Origin of the sequence: Paenibacillus piscarius (assembly GCF_022234545.1) — a bacterium.
GTDB classification, from domain to species: Bacteria; Bacillota; Bacilli; order Paenibacillales; family Paenibacillaceae; genus Paenibacillus_AQ; species Paenibacillus_AQ piscarius.
On the sequence record NZ_JAIEUI010000004.1, the window covers coordinates 268,343 to 283,365 of the forward strand.

The following is a 15,023-nucleotide window of genomic DNA, read 5'->3' on the forward strand; positions in this document are numbered from 1 at the left end:
GACACAAAAATTCTTTTTCCGCTCTATGCTCAAAGCGCAGCGGATGCGCTATAATCGTAGCAGTGATAGCTAGAATCACTGAATATACTTAGAGTCAGGGCTGGTGATATTTCTTATGAAATTGGCAACAAAATTAACCTGGATGATGCTGGTTGTATTGCTTCTGGTGGGCTCATCCATAGGCTTCTTCGGATATCGTGCTGCTTACAAGCAGATCGATGAAGCCGCAGGCATTGAATTGGTAGGCTGCGCGAATATAACCACCGGCCTTATCGATCCTGCCGACATTACCGCTCTGGCTGCCGGCGACACCAGCAAGCTAAGTACCATCGAAGACCGTATAGGCTGGATTACGGACCATAAGCCGATTTTCAAGGAGGCATTCATCCTCTCCCTGGACGGCAAGGTTCTGGCTGCAGACAAACGCTTCAAGTCAAGAGGATACAAGGCAGGGGACAGCTTCTACTTCTCTGATACCGATAAACAGATGATCACCAGCATGAAGCATTCTACCTACTCCAAGGTCTATACCTACGAAGGCACCTCGCTCAAAACCGGCTACGGCCCCATCTACCAGGATCATGACCCGACCAAACCCATCATTGCACTTATGGCGATTAATTTCGACGGCCCGCTGATTCAGACCCGGACGATGGACATTATTACCCGCCCCTTCATCATCGGCAGCTCCATTCTCATTATTGCCATTCTCGCCGCTTACCTGCTGATCCGCCGGATGATCCGCCCGCTCACCAAGCTGTCTGCCTCTGTCAATACCGTGGCCAAAGGCGACCTTACCCGCGAACCGCTGCTCTTCACCAGTAAGGACGAGATCGGCCAGCTGGCCCGCGACTTCAATGCCATGACCTTGAATCTGCGCAATCTGATTACCCAGGTCAACGATACCTCCATGCTGGTCGCCTCCTCCTCGCAGGAGCTGTCTGCCAGCGCCCAAGAGACGAACCGGGCCGGAGAACACAGCGTGAATGTGACTCTGGAGCTGGCTGACGGGGCACATACCCAGCTGCAGAACCTGGAAGGAAGCTTCAAGGCTGTGCAGGACATGTCGCACTTCATTACCGAAATCGCCGGCAATGCAGACAGTGCGATGAACCAGGCAGCCGTTAACTCCGAGAAGGCGCGGATCGGCCGGGAGTCGATGGATTCCACCAGAGCCCAGATGGGCATTGTCGGCGCCAGTATCTCAGATCTGTCCGGCATTATTGAAGCGCTGGGCAGCCATTCCAAGGAGATCGAGAATATTGTCGGTACTATAGCCAGTATAGCCGAGGAGACCAATCTGTTATCCCTCAATGCCGCGATTGAGGCTGCGCGGGCCGGAGAAGAGGGCCGGGGCTTCGCGGTGGTGGCAGGGTCTGTACGCAAGCTCGCGGAGCGCTCCGCCGGGTCGGCCCGCCAGATCGGCGAGCTGGTCAGCCTGATCGTCGCCCAGATGGACAAGGCCGGGAAGACGATGCAGCGTTCCACAGATGAGATGGAGCACGGCAAAGAGATGATCATCGCGGCCGGGCATTCCTTCTCCGAGATCGAAGTCTCCGTATCTGATATGTCTGTCCAGAGCCAGCAGATTTCGGCCACTGTCCGCGAGCTGTCCCAGATCTCCGAAGGGCTGGTCACAGCCATCCAGAAGATTGTCGCTGTGTCTAACCAGACCGCAGAAGGCGCAGAGACTCTATCCGCCTCCTCCCAAGAGCAGCTTGCCGCGATGGAGGAGGTCGAGTCCTCCGCAGCCTTCCTGTCCTCGCTTGCCGAGAAGCTGCAGGTGCTGGTGGAGAACTTCAAGGTCTAGTTTTGTGCCTAATGTGATCGGTTTTTCGATTACATTTGGCTCACGCGCCGTTCCCGGCTCCAATGTGATCGGTTTTTCGATTACATTTGACTCACGCGCCGTTCCCGGCTCCAATGTGGTCGGTTTTTCGATTACATTTGACTCACGCGCCGTTCCCGGCTCCAATGTGGTCGGTTTTTCGATTATATTTGACTCACGCGCCGTTCCCGGCTCCAATGTGATCGGTTTTTCGATTACATTTGACTCACGCGCCGTTCCCGGCTCCAATGTGATCGGTTTTTCGATTACATTTGGCTCACGCGCCGTTCCCGGCTCCAATGTGATCGGTTTTTCGATTACATTTGGCCTGTGTACCTTCGAGTGAACACAATGTATACTGTTTTTCACATACATTCGCATTTGTTCCTTAGGCCGCTGTAAACATCCACTTCTATAGGTTCTAAGTCAATCTTCCGCCACATTCAGCTTCAAAGTCACTCTACGAATCGTAACTAAAAAGGCTGTCCTGATGCGGAGCACCTGCTTCGCATCAGGACAGCCTTTGTATCATTCGGGCCGCTCACAGGCCGTCAGGCCGTATTCTCGATAAACCACTGGCCTAATTCCTTGACCGGCATGGGACGCCCGTAATAGAAGCCCTGCATGACCCGGCAGCCCAGTGATTGCAGCAGCTCAATCTGCTCGGTCGTCTCGACGCCCTCGGCAACAACCTCCATGTTCAGGTTGCTGGCAATGGCAATAATGTTGCTGATGATCGCCTTCTTGGAGTGCATCTTGCTCTTGCGGATGAACACCTGATCGATCTTCAGCGTATTAACCGGAATCTCATCGAGGTTGCCGAGTGATGAGAAACCGGTTCCGAAGTCGTCCAGCGAGACCCTGACCCCCAGCTCCCGCAGCTTGGAGAGCTGAGCCACCGTCTCCTCCATATTGTTCATGGCAATGGATTCAGTAATCTCCAATTCAAGGAAATGCGGGGCCAGGCCGGAGCACGCCAGTGCTTCCTCCACCACATCACAGAGGCTTCCGCCTTCGAACATCCGCGCAGACATATTAATAGAGACGGCAACATTCGCCACATTCGCTGTATGCCAGAGCATATTCTGTCCGCAGACCTCATGCAGCATCCAGTAGGTAATCGGGACAATCAGGCCGGTCTCTTCAGCAATCGGAATGAACTCGCCCGGTGAAATAATGCCATGCTCCGGATGCCTCCACCGCAGCAGCGCCTCAAGCCCCACTGTCACATTCAGAAGAGAATCCCATTTCGGCTGATAGACGACCATGAACTCTGAACGGGCCAAGGCCTTGCGCAGGTCCTTCTCCAGAGACATCCGCCGCACCTGGTGGCGGTTCATCTCCAGATCGAACACGCTGAATTTGTTCTTGCCCGAATCCTTGGAGGTATACAGCGCCGTGTCGGCCGCCTTCATCAGTGCTGAACGGTCGGTGCCGTGCGCAGGGGTCAGGCTGATTCCCACACTCGCTGTTACATAGAGCTCATTGTCCTCGATGCTATAGGACTTCTTAAGCTCCAGCAGAATATGCTGGGCTGTCTCCTCCGCCACCGCGATGCTGCAATCCGGCAGGGCAATCAGGAACTCATCCCCGCCAAGCCGGAACACCTTGCCCTGCGCACCAACGCAGGCGGTCAGCCTGGCCGATACCTCGCACAGCAGCAGATCGCCGATATCATGCCCAAGCGTATCATTGATCGACTTGAAGCGGTCCAGATCCACAAAGAACACGGCCCCCGCCGTGCCCCGGAAGAACTCCTCCCGGAAATAACGCTCCAGGCCATGCCGGTTCGGCAGCTCCGTGAGCGGATCATGGTAGGCCATGCGCTCCAGAACATTCCTGTCCAGGAACACCGCGCCGCCGGATACCGCAAGCACGAACAAGGTAACCATCGAGATGCCGGTCAGCAGGATCACATCTGTCTCCATCAGCAGCGGCGCGGCTCCCTGCGGTCCTTGCGGGTGCAGGATGCTTGTCCTCAAGCTGGTGTAATGCATACCCGTAACCGCCAGGGCGATGAAGAGGGCAGAATACAGCTTCCAGCGGCTGAAGCCGGTCACATCCTTGAATCGGCGGAGCAGGAACAATCCGATAGAAGAAGAGATCAAGGCGATCAATACCGAGACGGCCTGATCAGTAAGCCTGTAATGAACCTGGATCTCCAGCTTCATCGCGGACATCCCGGTGTAGTGCATAATCGAGATACCGCTGCCCAGGATCGCACCGCCGGCAAGGAACCGCCAGCTTCTCTGGGGGGAAGACGTCACGATCTGGAGCGATACGTAACAGGCTGACATGATAATGAGCAGAGACAGAACCGCTGTGCCGGGATGATAACTGACCTTGAAGGGCAGACGGCTGGCCATAATGCCTACGAAATGCATCGCCCATATTCCGCTGCCGAGCACGCAGGCACCTGAGAGCAGCCATAGACGCCGGATCCGGCCCGCTGAATGGGAGACCTGGGAAATCAGATTAAGCGCAGAGTAAGATGCTGCAGCTACAAGCGCGAAGGATAGTAATACAATCCAGATATTATAGTGGATTCCCATTTGATCCATAGTTGACCTCTTCACCGGTTTTATTATCAGCGTCTATCTCAAGCTAAAAATCATTATACGAATATCAGATAAGTGGAAGAGTATATAAAGATTATGGCTATCCGTGAGACCTAACTTTAGCTGTATTTTACCTTTTATTTGGCAGACTGTCTAAGTAAATACTGGAACTCAGGCCCTTTTTTGAATGTCGGCAAAAAATGTCCATATTTGCATTCAACCCCGGAACCGCGGGGTTTCCAGCCTGCCCTTCCGCAGTCCGCCGGGCTGGAAGGCCTGATGCCAGATCCATACATTTGCCGCTGCCAGAATTACCAGATAGATGTATATTCCCGCAGGAATTAAGGTGAACACATAATGGATTCCGGCCAGTCCCGCCAGAATGAACAGCTGCAGAAACGCGCTCGCCGTATAATCCTTGCGCTGTGCGGCCTCATACTTCTCCGAGAAGGGCAGCGCCCTGGGAAAAGTAAACAGACAGATCACAGCGTACAGCAGCAGAGCCAGCAGTACGGCCGCCAGATCGGCAATAATCCACCGGCCCAGGAGCAGGATGAATACGGCTGCCTCTAAGGCAAACAGCGGAAGCAGCAGCTTAATAACAATCGCCTTCAGCATTCCCCGGTGCACCATGCCCGTTCCCTGCAGCGGGATAACCTGATAGATCCAGGCGCCCTTGTAGCTGGACGAATAGCGGACCATCTGCACGACAGTCATCATCAGCAGGGCACAGTAATAGATGAACAGGAAGGACTTCGAGCTGCGGATGCCTGCCAGATCGCCGCTCCATACCTGATTGAACATGAAGATAAACGGAAAAATCAGCGAAAAGCCGATGGTCGGATACACCCGCAGCTTGAACTCGCGCTCATTCTTCATCATTGACCAGGTGAAACGGAAGAACATAGCCTCCACCCGGTCCCGGCAGACCGCCTCCGATAACAGACGGGGAAGCCGTCCGCTGTCCTTCCCCGCCGCCCCCTGCTCGGCCAGCTTCTGGAGACTGCGTTCAAACAGCGGCATCAGCCGGATGTAGGCGGCGAATAACACGACAGGAACGACCAGGGACAGCGCGGCCAGAATTATGACATTCCGCTCCTGAGTCCCGCTGACCAACAACTCGAACGGCGCTCCGAACCAGATAGGCGGCACCAGGTAATGCCACCAGGCCGGAGTGAAATTCAGACCCAGCTCCGAGATATTGAACAGCCGGGTTACGACTTGGGAGCCGACGGTGACCCCCAGAGACAGAATAATCTGCACATAATTAATGATGTCCTTCAGCTTTTCCCCGTCGAAGAACCTCAGGATCAGCAGATAGACCATGGCAGTGAACACAAGGATGAAGCCATCCATCAGCAGAATCTCCGCTGCATAGATGAAGAAGAAGCCCGGGCCGTGACGGAAGAGAGAGAACACGAGCGAAGGCCCTGTGAAGGTCAGCGTAATCGTCAGCAGATAGATGAGAATATGCAGACTTTTGGCCATGTTCAGTGTGCGGCGGTCCACGGGCTTGGAGAAAAGAATGTTCTTGTCCCGCAGGTCCAGCATCACGGACGAGAAATCAGAGATCAGCGTCGTTGTAATCATGAACATTACGATGCTGAACAGCAGGCTCATCATCAGGATATGATGCTCTCTGGGTGCCACCAGAGCGATCAGAATCAGCCCCAGCAGCAGGTAGAACCATTGGACCCGCAGCGGCGAGCCCTCCTTATCTGCCTTGGCATCCTGCGTTCCTGTGAAGATCGTGGGGGTCCGCCTGCCGTCCATCGTCAGCTTAACCTGAAGAATGCGGCGCATTACAGCATAATCGGCCCCGAGTCCCTTGAAGATCCACTGGACCCGGTCTAGCAGCTTCAGCACCCGGAAATCATTCATGCGCCGCACCCTCGCCGATCACAGCCACGAATTCGCTGGCGATATCCCTGTACTTGTCGAACCCGGTCAGCTGGTTGAAGATGTCCTCAAGCGTTCCCTCCCGGCTCTGCTCCCGCAATTCCGTGAATGTGCCGTCCGCTACTATATCGCCCCCGTCCAGCAGTATGATCCGGCTGCTGATCTTCTCGACCACATCCATAATGTGCGAGGAATAAAAAATCGTCTTGCCCCTTGCAGCAAGCGTGGCGAAAATCTCCTTCACCACCATCACACTGTTGGCATCCAGACCGCTGAGCGGCTCGTCCAGGAACAGAATGTCCGGGTCATGCAGCAGACTGGCAATCAGCAGCACCTTCTGCTTCATCCCTTTGGAATAGGAGGCAATCCGCATATCATAGGCTTTGTCCAGATTGAGCAGCTCCATCAGCTTCTTCGCCTTGGCATCAGCTTCCTCGTGCTGCAAGCCGTACAGCTCACCCGTGAAGGTCAGATACTCCCGGGCAGTCAGGCTGTCGTACAGCTCCGCCACTTCGGGGACGTAGCCGATCCTTCTTTTGTAGGCGGTATCCCCATCTGAAATGTCCCGGCCGAAAATGCGTATGGTTCCGTTATAGCCCTCCACCAGACCCAGCATGATCTTAACGGTGGTGCTTTTGCCTGCGCCATTAGGTCCGATATATCCGATAATCTGTCCGCGGTACACCCGAAGATCAATTCCCCGCAGAACCATTCTGTCACTGTAGTTCATCCATAGTCCTTCAATTGAAATCACCGGTTCTTCGGTAAAGCTCATAGCTGTCTCCCCTCTCATCCCTGATCCTGATTGTGGCCTGCTTGCGCAGCAGGATTAATCTTGTCCCTATTCTAGCAAATTTTAACACAGAAGACCTGTGATGTTTCGCAAGCAAGGCTTACGACGAGGATGAAATGCCAAAAAGCAGCGATTCCTCCTTAACCGGAAGAACCGCTGCTTGGCGTTATCAGCGAAGTGAATATACATGATTACGTCAGGCGGATCCGCTCCCGTCTGCGGGCCGACGCCAGGCAGCTCTCGATCAGCCGCATATTGAGGACCGGGTCCTCAGCCGCAATCCAAGGCTTGCCTGTGAAGACCGCCGTGGCGAAATGATCCGCCTGCTGGACGTAGGGGTTGGCTCCGAAGGCTTCGACACGCCGGGGCTCACCGCTGCTGCCGTACACGAAGAATTCGGCATCGTCGAACCGGGCATTGAACGGCATCGGCACCTCGATCCGCCCCTCCGAGCCCAGCACCTCCAGCAGCTGGCGGTTGTATGCCCACATTCCGCAGTCGAAGATGAGCCCTCTGCCGCCGGGGAACTCCACCAGCCCGGAGGCCATCATGTCGACATCGTCATGCTCCGGGGAGAACATCGCCTGTACGGTGACCGCCTCCGGCTCTGCACCGAACAGCAGCCGGGCAGCGGTGAGCGGGTAGCAGCCGATATCATACAGCGATCCGCCGCCCCAGGCCGACTTGAAGCGGATATTCGTGGTGTCCTCTGCATCATTATAAGTGAATGTACCGCGGATGGAGCGCAGCTCGCCGATCTCGCCGCCGGCGATAATCGCCTGCAGCTCTGCGATACGCGGATGATGGCGGTACATATACGCCTCCGCCAAGTGGACGCCCGCCTTCCGGCAGGCCTCCACCATCTCGGCGGCCTCGCGGCTGTTCAGGGCAATCGGCTTCTCGCACAGCACATGCTTGCCCGCCTCAGCCGCCCGGATGACCCACTCGCAGTGCAGATGATTCGGCAGCGGGATATAGACCGCATCTACCTCCGGGTCAGCCAGCAGCTCTTCATAGCTGCCGTAAGCCTGCTCAATGCCGAACTCGGCGGCGACGCCGCCGCTCTTCTCAAGCCCGCGGCTGGCCACCGCCCGGATCATCCCGGTCTCGGATTCCTGAATGGCCGGCATCACCGAGCCTGTAGCGATCTGCGCACAGCCCATAATTCCCCAGCGAAGCTTCTGTGTCATAGTCACACACACACCTTCCTTATTCGATTTCTTCCGCGTAGATCTCTAGGCAGGCCATAGGGCGGCCCATATAACAGCTATACCCAGCACGAGGATTCTTGCCGCGCTCATCAGGATGAAATTCCTGACAGACAGAATGAACGTTGTGCCTTTATGCTGCTCCCGGCGGAACCGTGCGATGTTGCGGCGCAGCGGAATCAGCGTGAGCAGCAGCACCAGCACCAGCACCGGATGCACCCCAAGCAGCACCAGAACCACCATATCAATAAAAGATACGTAATACAGCAGCTTGTACAGCAGCAGCGCATTCTCCCGGCCGATGTAGACCGGCAGCGTGTATCTGCGGTTCTCGATATCATCCTCAATATCGCAGATGTTGTTCGCCAGCATGATCCCGGCGATCCCCAGGATGGCCGGTACCGAGAACCAGAACAGGTATAAGACCTCCAGCAGATTGAGATGCAGGCTGATCCATTCCCTTTGCAGCAGCAGGGTGATTACCGTCCCGTCCGAATGGATATAGGCGGAGATGAAAATAATGACGAACCCCATGAACAGGCCGGAGAACAGCTCGCCGAGCGGCATCCGCGAGATCGGAATCGGCCCGAACGAATAGAGGATGCCGATCAGGAAGGACAAGCCACCGAGCAGAAAGACCAGCAGTCCCGTCTGGGCGACCAGGGCCAGCCCCCCGCCGGCCGCAAGTACAAGCAAGAGGATGATAACCGCTACCACCGTGCTCTCCTTCATCCGGTAGTGAACGATCGGATTATGGGTCTCGTAGCCGTAGCCGTGGGTTTTGGACGCTTTCTTGAAATCGTAATAGTTGTTGATCGCTGTGGTCGCCATATCGAAGCTCAGCAGCGACACCAGCATTAGCACGAAGCGCAGGGGATAGAAGTGCTCGAACCGGTACAGGGCATACAGCGTACCCAGCAGCAGCGGCAGCATACTGGCCACCTTGGTCGGCAGCTCTACAAACTTGAAGAACGTTCTTACATTCACAGTCATTCATCCTTATCAGTGATATACATACATGTGATAATCATTATCATCTAATAATTATACCTCAAATTTCGACACTTCGGGCAGAAAGACGCTGCAAAATATTCCCTAATCATGGTACACTATTAAAGATGGTACTTATTTCCTATTAAGTCTGACATCCTAAAGGGGAACATCATGAGACTCCGTCAAAAAATAATCATCTTCATTAGTCTGGCTGTTGGACTCGGAATGGGCATCACTTACCTGCTGCTCCATACGTTTCTGCTGAACCGCTTCGTCCAGCTGGATGAGGCCGGGCTGCGGCGCAGCCTGGAGCAAACCGTCGCTGCATATGACCAGGAGCTGGAGAATATGAGAGCCCGGCTGCTGAATTTCACCATACGGGATGAGACCTATACCTTCATGGCCTCCCCGGCGGATCAAGGCTCCGTCTCCTCGGGCCCTGCCGATACAGCCTTCATTACCCGCAGCCTTGATCCGGCTGCCTATCCCATGAACCGCTTTGATCTTATTGCCCTGCTTGATGATAGCGGCCAGCCCCGTTCCGGCGGCTCCTATGATGAAGCCGCCGGAACGGTCACCCCTCTATCCCGGGAGCAGCTGACGCTGATCGGGATGATCCATAACCGCCTGCCCGCCCCCAGAACAGCCGGCGAGAGCAGAACGGGCCTTGTGAATCTGGACAAGGGCCTGATGCTGGTTACCCTTGCACCTGTGCTGAACAGCAGCGCAGACAAGCCTTCCCCCGGAACAGCGGTTGCCGGGCGGATGCTCCGTAAGGAAGAGATCGCCAAGCTCCGGGATGCTCCGGAGTCCCGCATTCAGATCGGCAGCCTGACCCCGGCGCTGCTGGCGGACAGCGGCGGCAGCCGTATCTGGACCAGCCCGCCTGCAGGCGGACAGATGACCATTCACGCCGTGATGAGGGATCTGTTCGGCAATTCCGGGCTGGTGCTCTCCCTGGAGAAGCCCCGTGAGCTGTATGACAGCGGGATTAAGGCGCTCGGTGCCTTCCGCCCGTACTATTTCCTCTTCATTCTGCTGCTGCTTGCCGCAAGTCTCCTGTTCGTCAACCGCTCCATTCTGCGCCGGATCTCTGCCCTGGTCAGCAATATCCGGTTCATCGGCAGCAGCAAGGATCTGTCGGTCCGCATCCCCCCCACTGTTCAGGATGAGTTCAGTGAGGTAGAGATGGAATTCAACCGGATGCTTGACTCGCTGGAACAGACCCAGGATGAGCTGCGCCAGCAATCGATGCTGGACCCGTTGACCCGGCTGCCGAACCGCTCGCTTTTTTTTGACAAATTGAATGAAGCCATTGCTGCGCTTAAGGGCAGCGGCCGCCAGCTGGTCCTGGTCTTCATCGATCTGGATCATTTCAAGACGGTCAACGATATGCTGGGGCATGATTTCGGCGATGCCATCCTGAAGGAGACCGCGTTCCGGCTGACCCGTGTGGTCGGCAGGCAGGATGTAGTCTCGCGGCTCGGCGGGGATGAATTCACCATTCTGCTCTACGATGTTCCGGATGCCGCCAGCATGGCTGTTCAGCTCTCCCGTATTCAGGAGACGCTCTCCATGCCGCACCGGATCAAGGGCCATCTGCTGTACAGCACCGCCAGCATCGGCACCAGTATCTATCCGCTGAACGGGGAAGACGCCGATGATCTGGTCAAGCAGGCTGATCTGGCCATGTTCCATGTCAAGGAGAACGGCCGCAATAACATCTTCCAGTATTCCGGGGAGCTGGAGGCAGGCATCCGGCGCAGGAAGGTGCTCGCCCAGCAGCTTCTCCATGCGGCCGCCGGGAACGAGTTCGAGCTGCATTACCAGCCGATTCTCGGCGCCGGCCACCTGCAGGTCACCAAGGTAGAGGCCCTTCTGCGCTGGAATAACCCGGACCATGGCAGCATCTCGCCGGCCGAATTCATTCCGCTGGCCGAGAGCAGCGGCTCGATTATAGGCATCGGTACCTGGGTGCTGCGCCAGGTCTGCTCCGATCTGCGCGAGTTCCGCATGCAAGGCCTGGAGCTTACCGCCGCAGTCAATATCTCAGCGCTGCAGCTGATGCAGCCCGGCCTGCTGGAGCTGCTGCTGGAGCTTCTGGACACCTACGGGCTGCCTGCATCGAGCCTGGAGCTGGAGATCACCGAGAGCGTTCTCGTCTCCGGCGACGGCATCTTCCAGTCGCTGCAGCAGCTTAGGGCCCACGGCTTCCGGATCTCGCTTGACGACTTCGGCACCGGCTTCTCCTCCCTGAGCTATCTGCGCCGCTTCCCGGTCGATGTCATCAAGATTGACCGCTCCTTCGTCTCGGAGATGTCTCAGGATGCCCGGGGCGGCGTGCTGGTCAAGGCGATTATCGAGCTGAGCCATAATCTGGGGCTGCGGGTGGTCTCCGAAGGCATTGAGCAGAAGGAGCAGTTCGACAGGCTGCGCACACTGGGCAGCGATGAGCTTCAGGGGTACTATATCAGCCGGCCGCTCCGGGCGGACGCGCTGTATTCTTTTCTGGAACAGGAGCAATATGATGGCAAGCCCAAGTGAGAACTTATCTTATAGGCAAGCTACGGGCGATATGATATGATAGGCAAGCTGATAACAGCACCCGGAAGCGGGTGCTGTTATCTATGCGAACACTTATAAATATTGGAGGCTTTCTTCGTTATGTCAGCGCAACCGCAATCCGCCCAATCCGTCAAAATCATCACCGCCGACCCCAGCGCCATCGGCCTGTTCGGACTGGCTATCGTCACCCTGGTCGCTTCTTCCCAAAAGCTCGAAATCACAACAGGCCTGAGCTACTGTATCCCGTGGGCCATCTTCCTCGGAGCCTTCGCCCAGCTGTTCGCATCCATTCAGGATGCCAAGCACAACAACACCTTCGGCATGACCGCCTTCGGCGCCTATGCGTTCTTCTGGTTCGGTATGGGAGCCAGCTGGCTGATCAAGCTCGGTGTGTTCGGCGCAGTGCTGGCAGAGGGCGTTGATCCCAAGCAGCTCGGCTTTGTTTTTGCCGGATATCTGGTATTCACCCTCTTCATGACTCTGGGTGCCGTCGAGGCGAACCGCGTACTGCTGATCATCTTCATTCTGATCGACTTTCTCTTCCTGGGCCTCTCGATGAATGCCTTCGGGGTCGCTGCAGAATTCTTCCATAAGCTGGCTGCCGTATCGGAGCTTCTCATCGGAATTGTATCGCTCTACGGCTGCGGCGCTTCCGTGCTGAATGCCCATTTCGGACGTACCTTCCTGCCGGTTGGCGCACCGCTGCGCATCTTCAAGAAGTAGTCTTTTGCCTCGGCCTCATTATTGTTACCCACACGCTAACACTTCAGCGGATAAATACACACTGTCCCCGGGCAGACCGTATTTATCCGTTTTTGAATTCAAGCATGTTTTGTTAGGATTTCCCTTGCGCAAATACGTTAAAAATGACATGCTATAGAAACACCTGCGACATATCTCGACAATTCCCCGCCATGCAGGCACGGTTACAACCCACTAAGACAACAACGCTTAATTTTTCGGGTATCGGAGGCAATTCATGGCTTTCCTCAGTAAAAAGCCTTTAACGATCATCATCAGCTTCATCGTGGTGCTGCAGCTCTCTCTCTTCTACTATTATTCCGTCTCCTTGAACCGGGAATACAGGGCCGTGAAGGCGGATCTGTCCTCTCAGGCGGTGATGCTCACTTCGAATATTGAAGAACGGGTCGCGATCGTCAAGGGCGTCAGCTCCTTTATTCAAACCGTTGGCTTCGAAGCCGATCCGGAGGTCATCCGCAATTACCTGGTCACCTCCCATGCGAACAACGCAAGCAATGTCATGAACATTATGATTGCTCCTGACGGCCTGATCCGTTACCTCTATCCGCTTGAAGGCAATACATCCCTGCTCGGCAAAAGCCTGCTGCTGGATCCTTCCCTGTCTTCTCCAGGCCTGGTTCAAGAGACTCTGCGCTCCCGCAGTATTACGATTGACGGTCCCCGTAATCTGGCCCAAGGCGGCTATGGTATGGTAATCCGGCAAGCCATTTACAGGAATAATGCCTTCGAGGGCGTTGTCTCGGTGACCGTCAAGATGGATAATATCATCAACCAGCTGGCTTTCAAGGACAGCCATATCCATGTGACCGCTACAGACCACACCTTCCTGTTCGGTGAGAATTCCCATACGAAAGACCCGAAACTGACCATTCCTGTGACCGCCTATAACCAGCACTGGCTGATGGGCGTTTCCTTGCCTCCCTACAAGAAGTGGCAGGTATTCCTCAGCGTCCTGTGGATCGATATCGCCTTCCTGCTTGTGATTGCCTTTATTCTCTATATTTTCTGGTACCAGCGCCGCTTCAACCGTGAGCTGGAGCGGGTCGTCAGCATCCGTACCCGCGATCTGCGGATCTCCAAACGGCTCTATGAGAAGCTTGCCCATTATGACAGCCTGACGGAGATTCCGAACCGGCGTTACTTCATGGACGAGTTCAAGCGCCTGCTGCAGAGCTCCGACCCGACGCAGACCTATAGCCTGTTCTTTTTTGACCTCAACCGCTTCAAGGAGATCAACGATACCTTAGGCCACTCCATCGGCGATCAGGTCATCAAGACCCTGGCCGGACGGCTGAAGACGGGGAATCTGCCCTTCAAGCTGTTCGCCCGTACCGGCGGAGATGAGTTCGTCATGGTCTTCCCGGATCTGCCGCGCGCAGGGATTCCTGCCATGGCGGCGCAGATCAGTGCGCTGATCTCACAGACCCTGCTGATCTCCGGCGCCCATATCAGCTTGTCTACCAGCATCGGAATCTCCCTGTACCCCGAGCATTCACAGAATACGGACGACCTGCTGAAATTCGCCGATATGTCCATGTACCGCGCCAAGTCGCTGGAAGAGGCTAATTATTTCATCTTCGACTGGGGGCTGCGCGAGAAGCTGGAGCAGAAGACGATGATTGCCAAATACCTGCACACGGCCCTCGAACGCGAGGAATTCGTGCTGCATTACCAGCCTCAGATCAACGCCGTCACCGGCCAGATGATCGGCATTGAGGCCCTCGTCCGCTGGAATCATCCCGAGAAAGGGCTGATCGGCCCGGGAATGTTCATTACAGCCGTCGAAGAGGCCGGGCTGATGATTCAGCTGACTGACTGGGTGCTGCGCGAGGTGTGCCGCCAGCTGTGTGAGTGGCGGGGCATGGGCATGCCGCTGCTGCGGACCTCGATCAACATCTCCAACAGCTGGTTCTACAACCGCAATCTGATCGAGAATCTGTTCGCTGTGCTGGGCCAGTACGGGCTGGATACCGGGGTGCTGGAGTTCGAGATCACGGAGAGCACCGCCCTGCTTGAAGAGCATTATCCGCTGCTGCAGCAGATGCGCGATCACGGAATCATCGTCTCGATCGATGACTTCGGAACGAAGTATTCTTCCCTGAATTACCTGAAGCATTTTCCCGTGAACAAAATCAAGATTGACCGCACCTTCATCACCGGCATCGGCGTCAGCTCCATTGATGAGACCATTATTAAATCCATTGTCTTCGTCGCCTCACAGTTAGGTTACGACCTGATTGCTGAAGGCGTTGAGACCGAGGAGCAGCTTGCCTTCCTGGTGCAGCACAACTGCCCGCATATCCAGGGCTTCCTCTTCCACCCTCCGCTGCCTGCCGATGAGATCCGCAAGCTGGCTTCGTAGACGGTACAGGCATACTTTCCCTCCGGGTAACCATACTAATGACATTCTATGGATA

At 55.7% G+C, this 15,023-nt stretch carries 10 protein-coding genes; 5 read left to right on the forward strand and 5 right to left on the reverse strand.

The features are described from left to right. The first annotated feature begins 115 nt into the window (after positions 1-115). Both K1558_RS09470 and K1558_RS09475 read left to right on the forward strand, forming a co-directional pair. On the forward strand, positions 116-1,810 hold the full coding sequence (locus K1558_RS09470) for a methyl-accepting chemotaxis protein (protein WP_238651286.1): 1,695 nt from the start codon (positions 116-118) through the stop codon (positions 1,808-1,810). A gap of 4 nt (positions 1,811-1,814) precedes the next feature. Beyond that, positions 1,815-2,174 (forward strand): hypothetical protein, encoded by a 360-nt coding sequence (locus tag K1558_RS09475; protein WP_238651288.1) that lies wholly within the window; start codon positions 1,815-1,817, stop codon positions 2,172-2,174. 205 nt (positions 2,175-2,379) lie between these two features. On the opposite strand, the gene K1558_RS09480 is transcribed toward K1558_RS09475, so the two are convergent. The 5 genes from K1558_RS09480 to menA form a co-directional block, all read right to left on the reverse strand. After that, on the reverse strand, positions 2,380-4,389 hold the full coding sequence (locus tag K1558_RS09480) for a putative bifunctional diguanylate cyclase/phosphodiesterase (RefSeq protein ID WP_238651289.1): 2,010 nt from the start codon (positions 4,387-4,389) through the stop codon (positions 2,380-2,382). A 213-nt stretch (positions 4,390-4,602) separates the two neighbouring features. Further along, positions 4,603-6,267, reverse strand: coding sequence for a hypothetical protein (locus tag K1558_RS09485; RefSeq protein ID WP_238651290.1), 1,665 nt, complete (start codon positions 6,265-6,267; stop codon positions 4,603-4,605). Then, positions 6,260-7,060, reverse strand: a complete 801-nt coding sequence (locus tag K1558_RS09490; RefSeq protein ID WP_238651291.1) for an ABC transporter ATP-binding protein — start codon at positions 7,058-7,060, stop codon at positions 6,260-6,262. Before K1558_RS09490 ends, K1558_RS09485 begins: the two co-directional genes overlap by 8 nt. 209 nt (positions 7,061-7,269) lie before the next feature. Beyond that, a complete protein-coding gene (locus tag K1558_RS09495; RefSeq protein WP_238651292.1) occupies positions 7,270-8,268 on the reverse strand; it encodes a Gfo/Idh/MocA family protein in 999 nt (332 codons plus the stop codon). A 45-nt stretch (positions 8,269-8,313) separates the two neighbouring features. Continuing rightward, positions 8,314-9,273 (reverse strand): 1,4-dihydroxy-2-naphthoate polyprenyltransferase, encoded by a 960-nt coding sequence (gene menA, locus K1558_RS09500; RefSeq protein ID WP_238651293.1) that lies wholly within the window; start codon positions 9,271-9,273, stop codon positions 8,314-8,316. 177 nt (positions 9,274-9,450) lie between these two features. Between menA and K1558_RS09505 the strand changes: the two genes are divergently transcribed. The 3 genes from K1558_RS09505 (at position 9,451) to K1558_RS09515 (ending at position 14,968) form a co-directional block, all read left to right on the forward strand. Beyond that, a complete protein-coding gene (locus tag K1558_RS09505; protein ID WP_238651294.1) occupies positions 9,451-11,823 on the forward strand; it encodes a bifunctional diguanylate cyclase/phosphodiesterase in 2,373 nt (790 codons plus the stop codon). Positions 11,824-11,943: 120 nt separating this feature from the next. After that, positions 11,944-12,567 carry an acetate uptake transporter gene (locus K1558_RS09510; RefSeq protein ID WP_238651296.1) on the forward strand — a complete coding sequence of 208 codons (624 nt, stop codon included), beginning with the start codon at positions 11,944-11,946 and terminating at the stop codon, positions 12,565-12,567. A gap of 256 nt (positions 12,568-12,823) precedes the next feature. After that, positions 12,824-14,968: a bifunctional diguanylate cyclase/phosphodiesterase gene (locus K1558_RS09515; RefSeq protein WP_238651297.1), complete on the forward strand. Its 2,145-nt coding sequence runs from the start codon at positions 12,824-12,826 to the stop codon at positions 14,966-14,968. Positions 14,969-15,023 lie beyond the last annotated feature (55 nt).

Coding starts and splice junctions, on each gene's coding strand:
- K1558_RS09490 (WP_238651291.1), bottom strand. CDS start 7,060: ATGAGCTTTACCGAAGAACCGGTGATTTCAATTGAAGGACTATGGATG.
- K1558_RS09470 (WP_238651286.1), top strand. CDS start 116: ATGAAATTGGCAACAAAATTAACCTGGATGATGCTGGTTGTATTGCTT.
- K1558_RS09515 (WP_238651297.1), top strand. CDS start 12,824: ATGGCTTTCCTCAGTAAAAAGCCTTTAACGATCATCATCAGCTTCATC.
- K1558_RS09495 (WP_238651292.1), bottom strand. CDS start 8,268: ATGACACAGAAGCTTCGCTGGGGAATTATGGGCTGTGCGCAGATCGCT.
- K1558_RS09510 (WP_238651296.1), top strand. CDS start 11,944: ATGTCAGCGCAACCGCAATCCGCCCAATCCGTCAAAATCATCACCGCC.
- K1558_RS09480 (WP_238651289.1), bottom strand. CDS start 4,389: ATGGATCAAATGGGAATCCACTATAATATCTGGATTGTATTACTATCC.
- K1558_RS09505 (WP_238651294.1), top strand. CDS start 9,451: ATGAGACTCCGTCAAAAAATAATCATCTTCATTAGTCTGGCTGTTGGA.
- K1558_RS09485 (WP_238651290.1), bottom strand. CDS start 6,267: ATGAATGATTTCCGGGTGCTGAAGCTGCTAGACCGGGTCCAGTGGATC.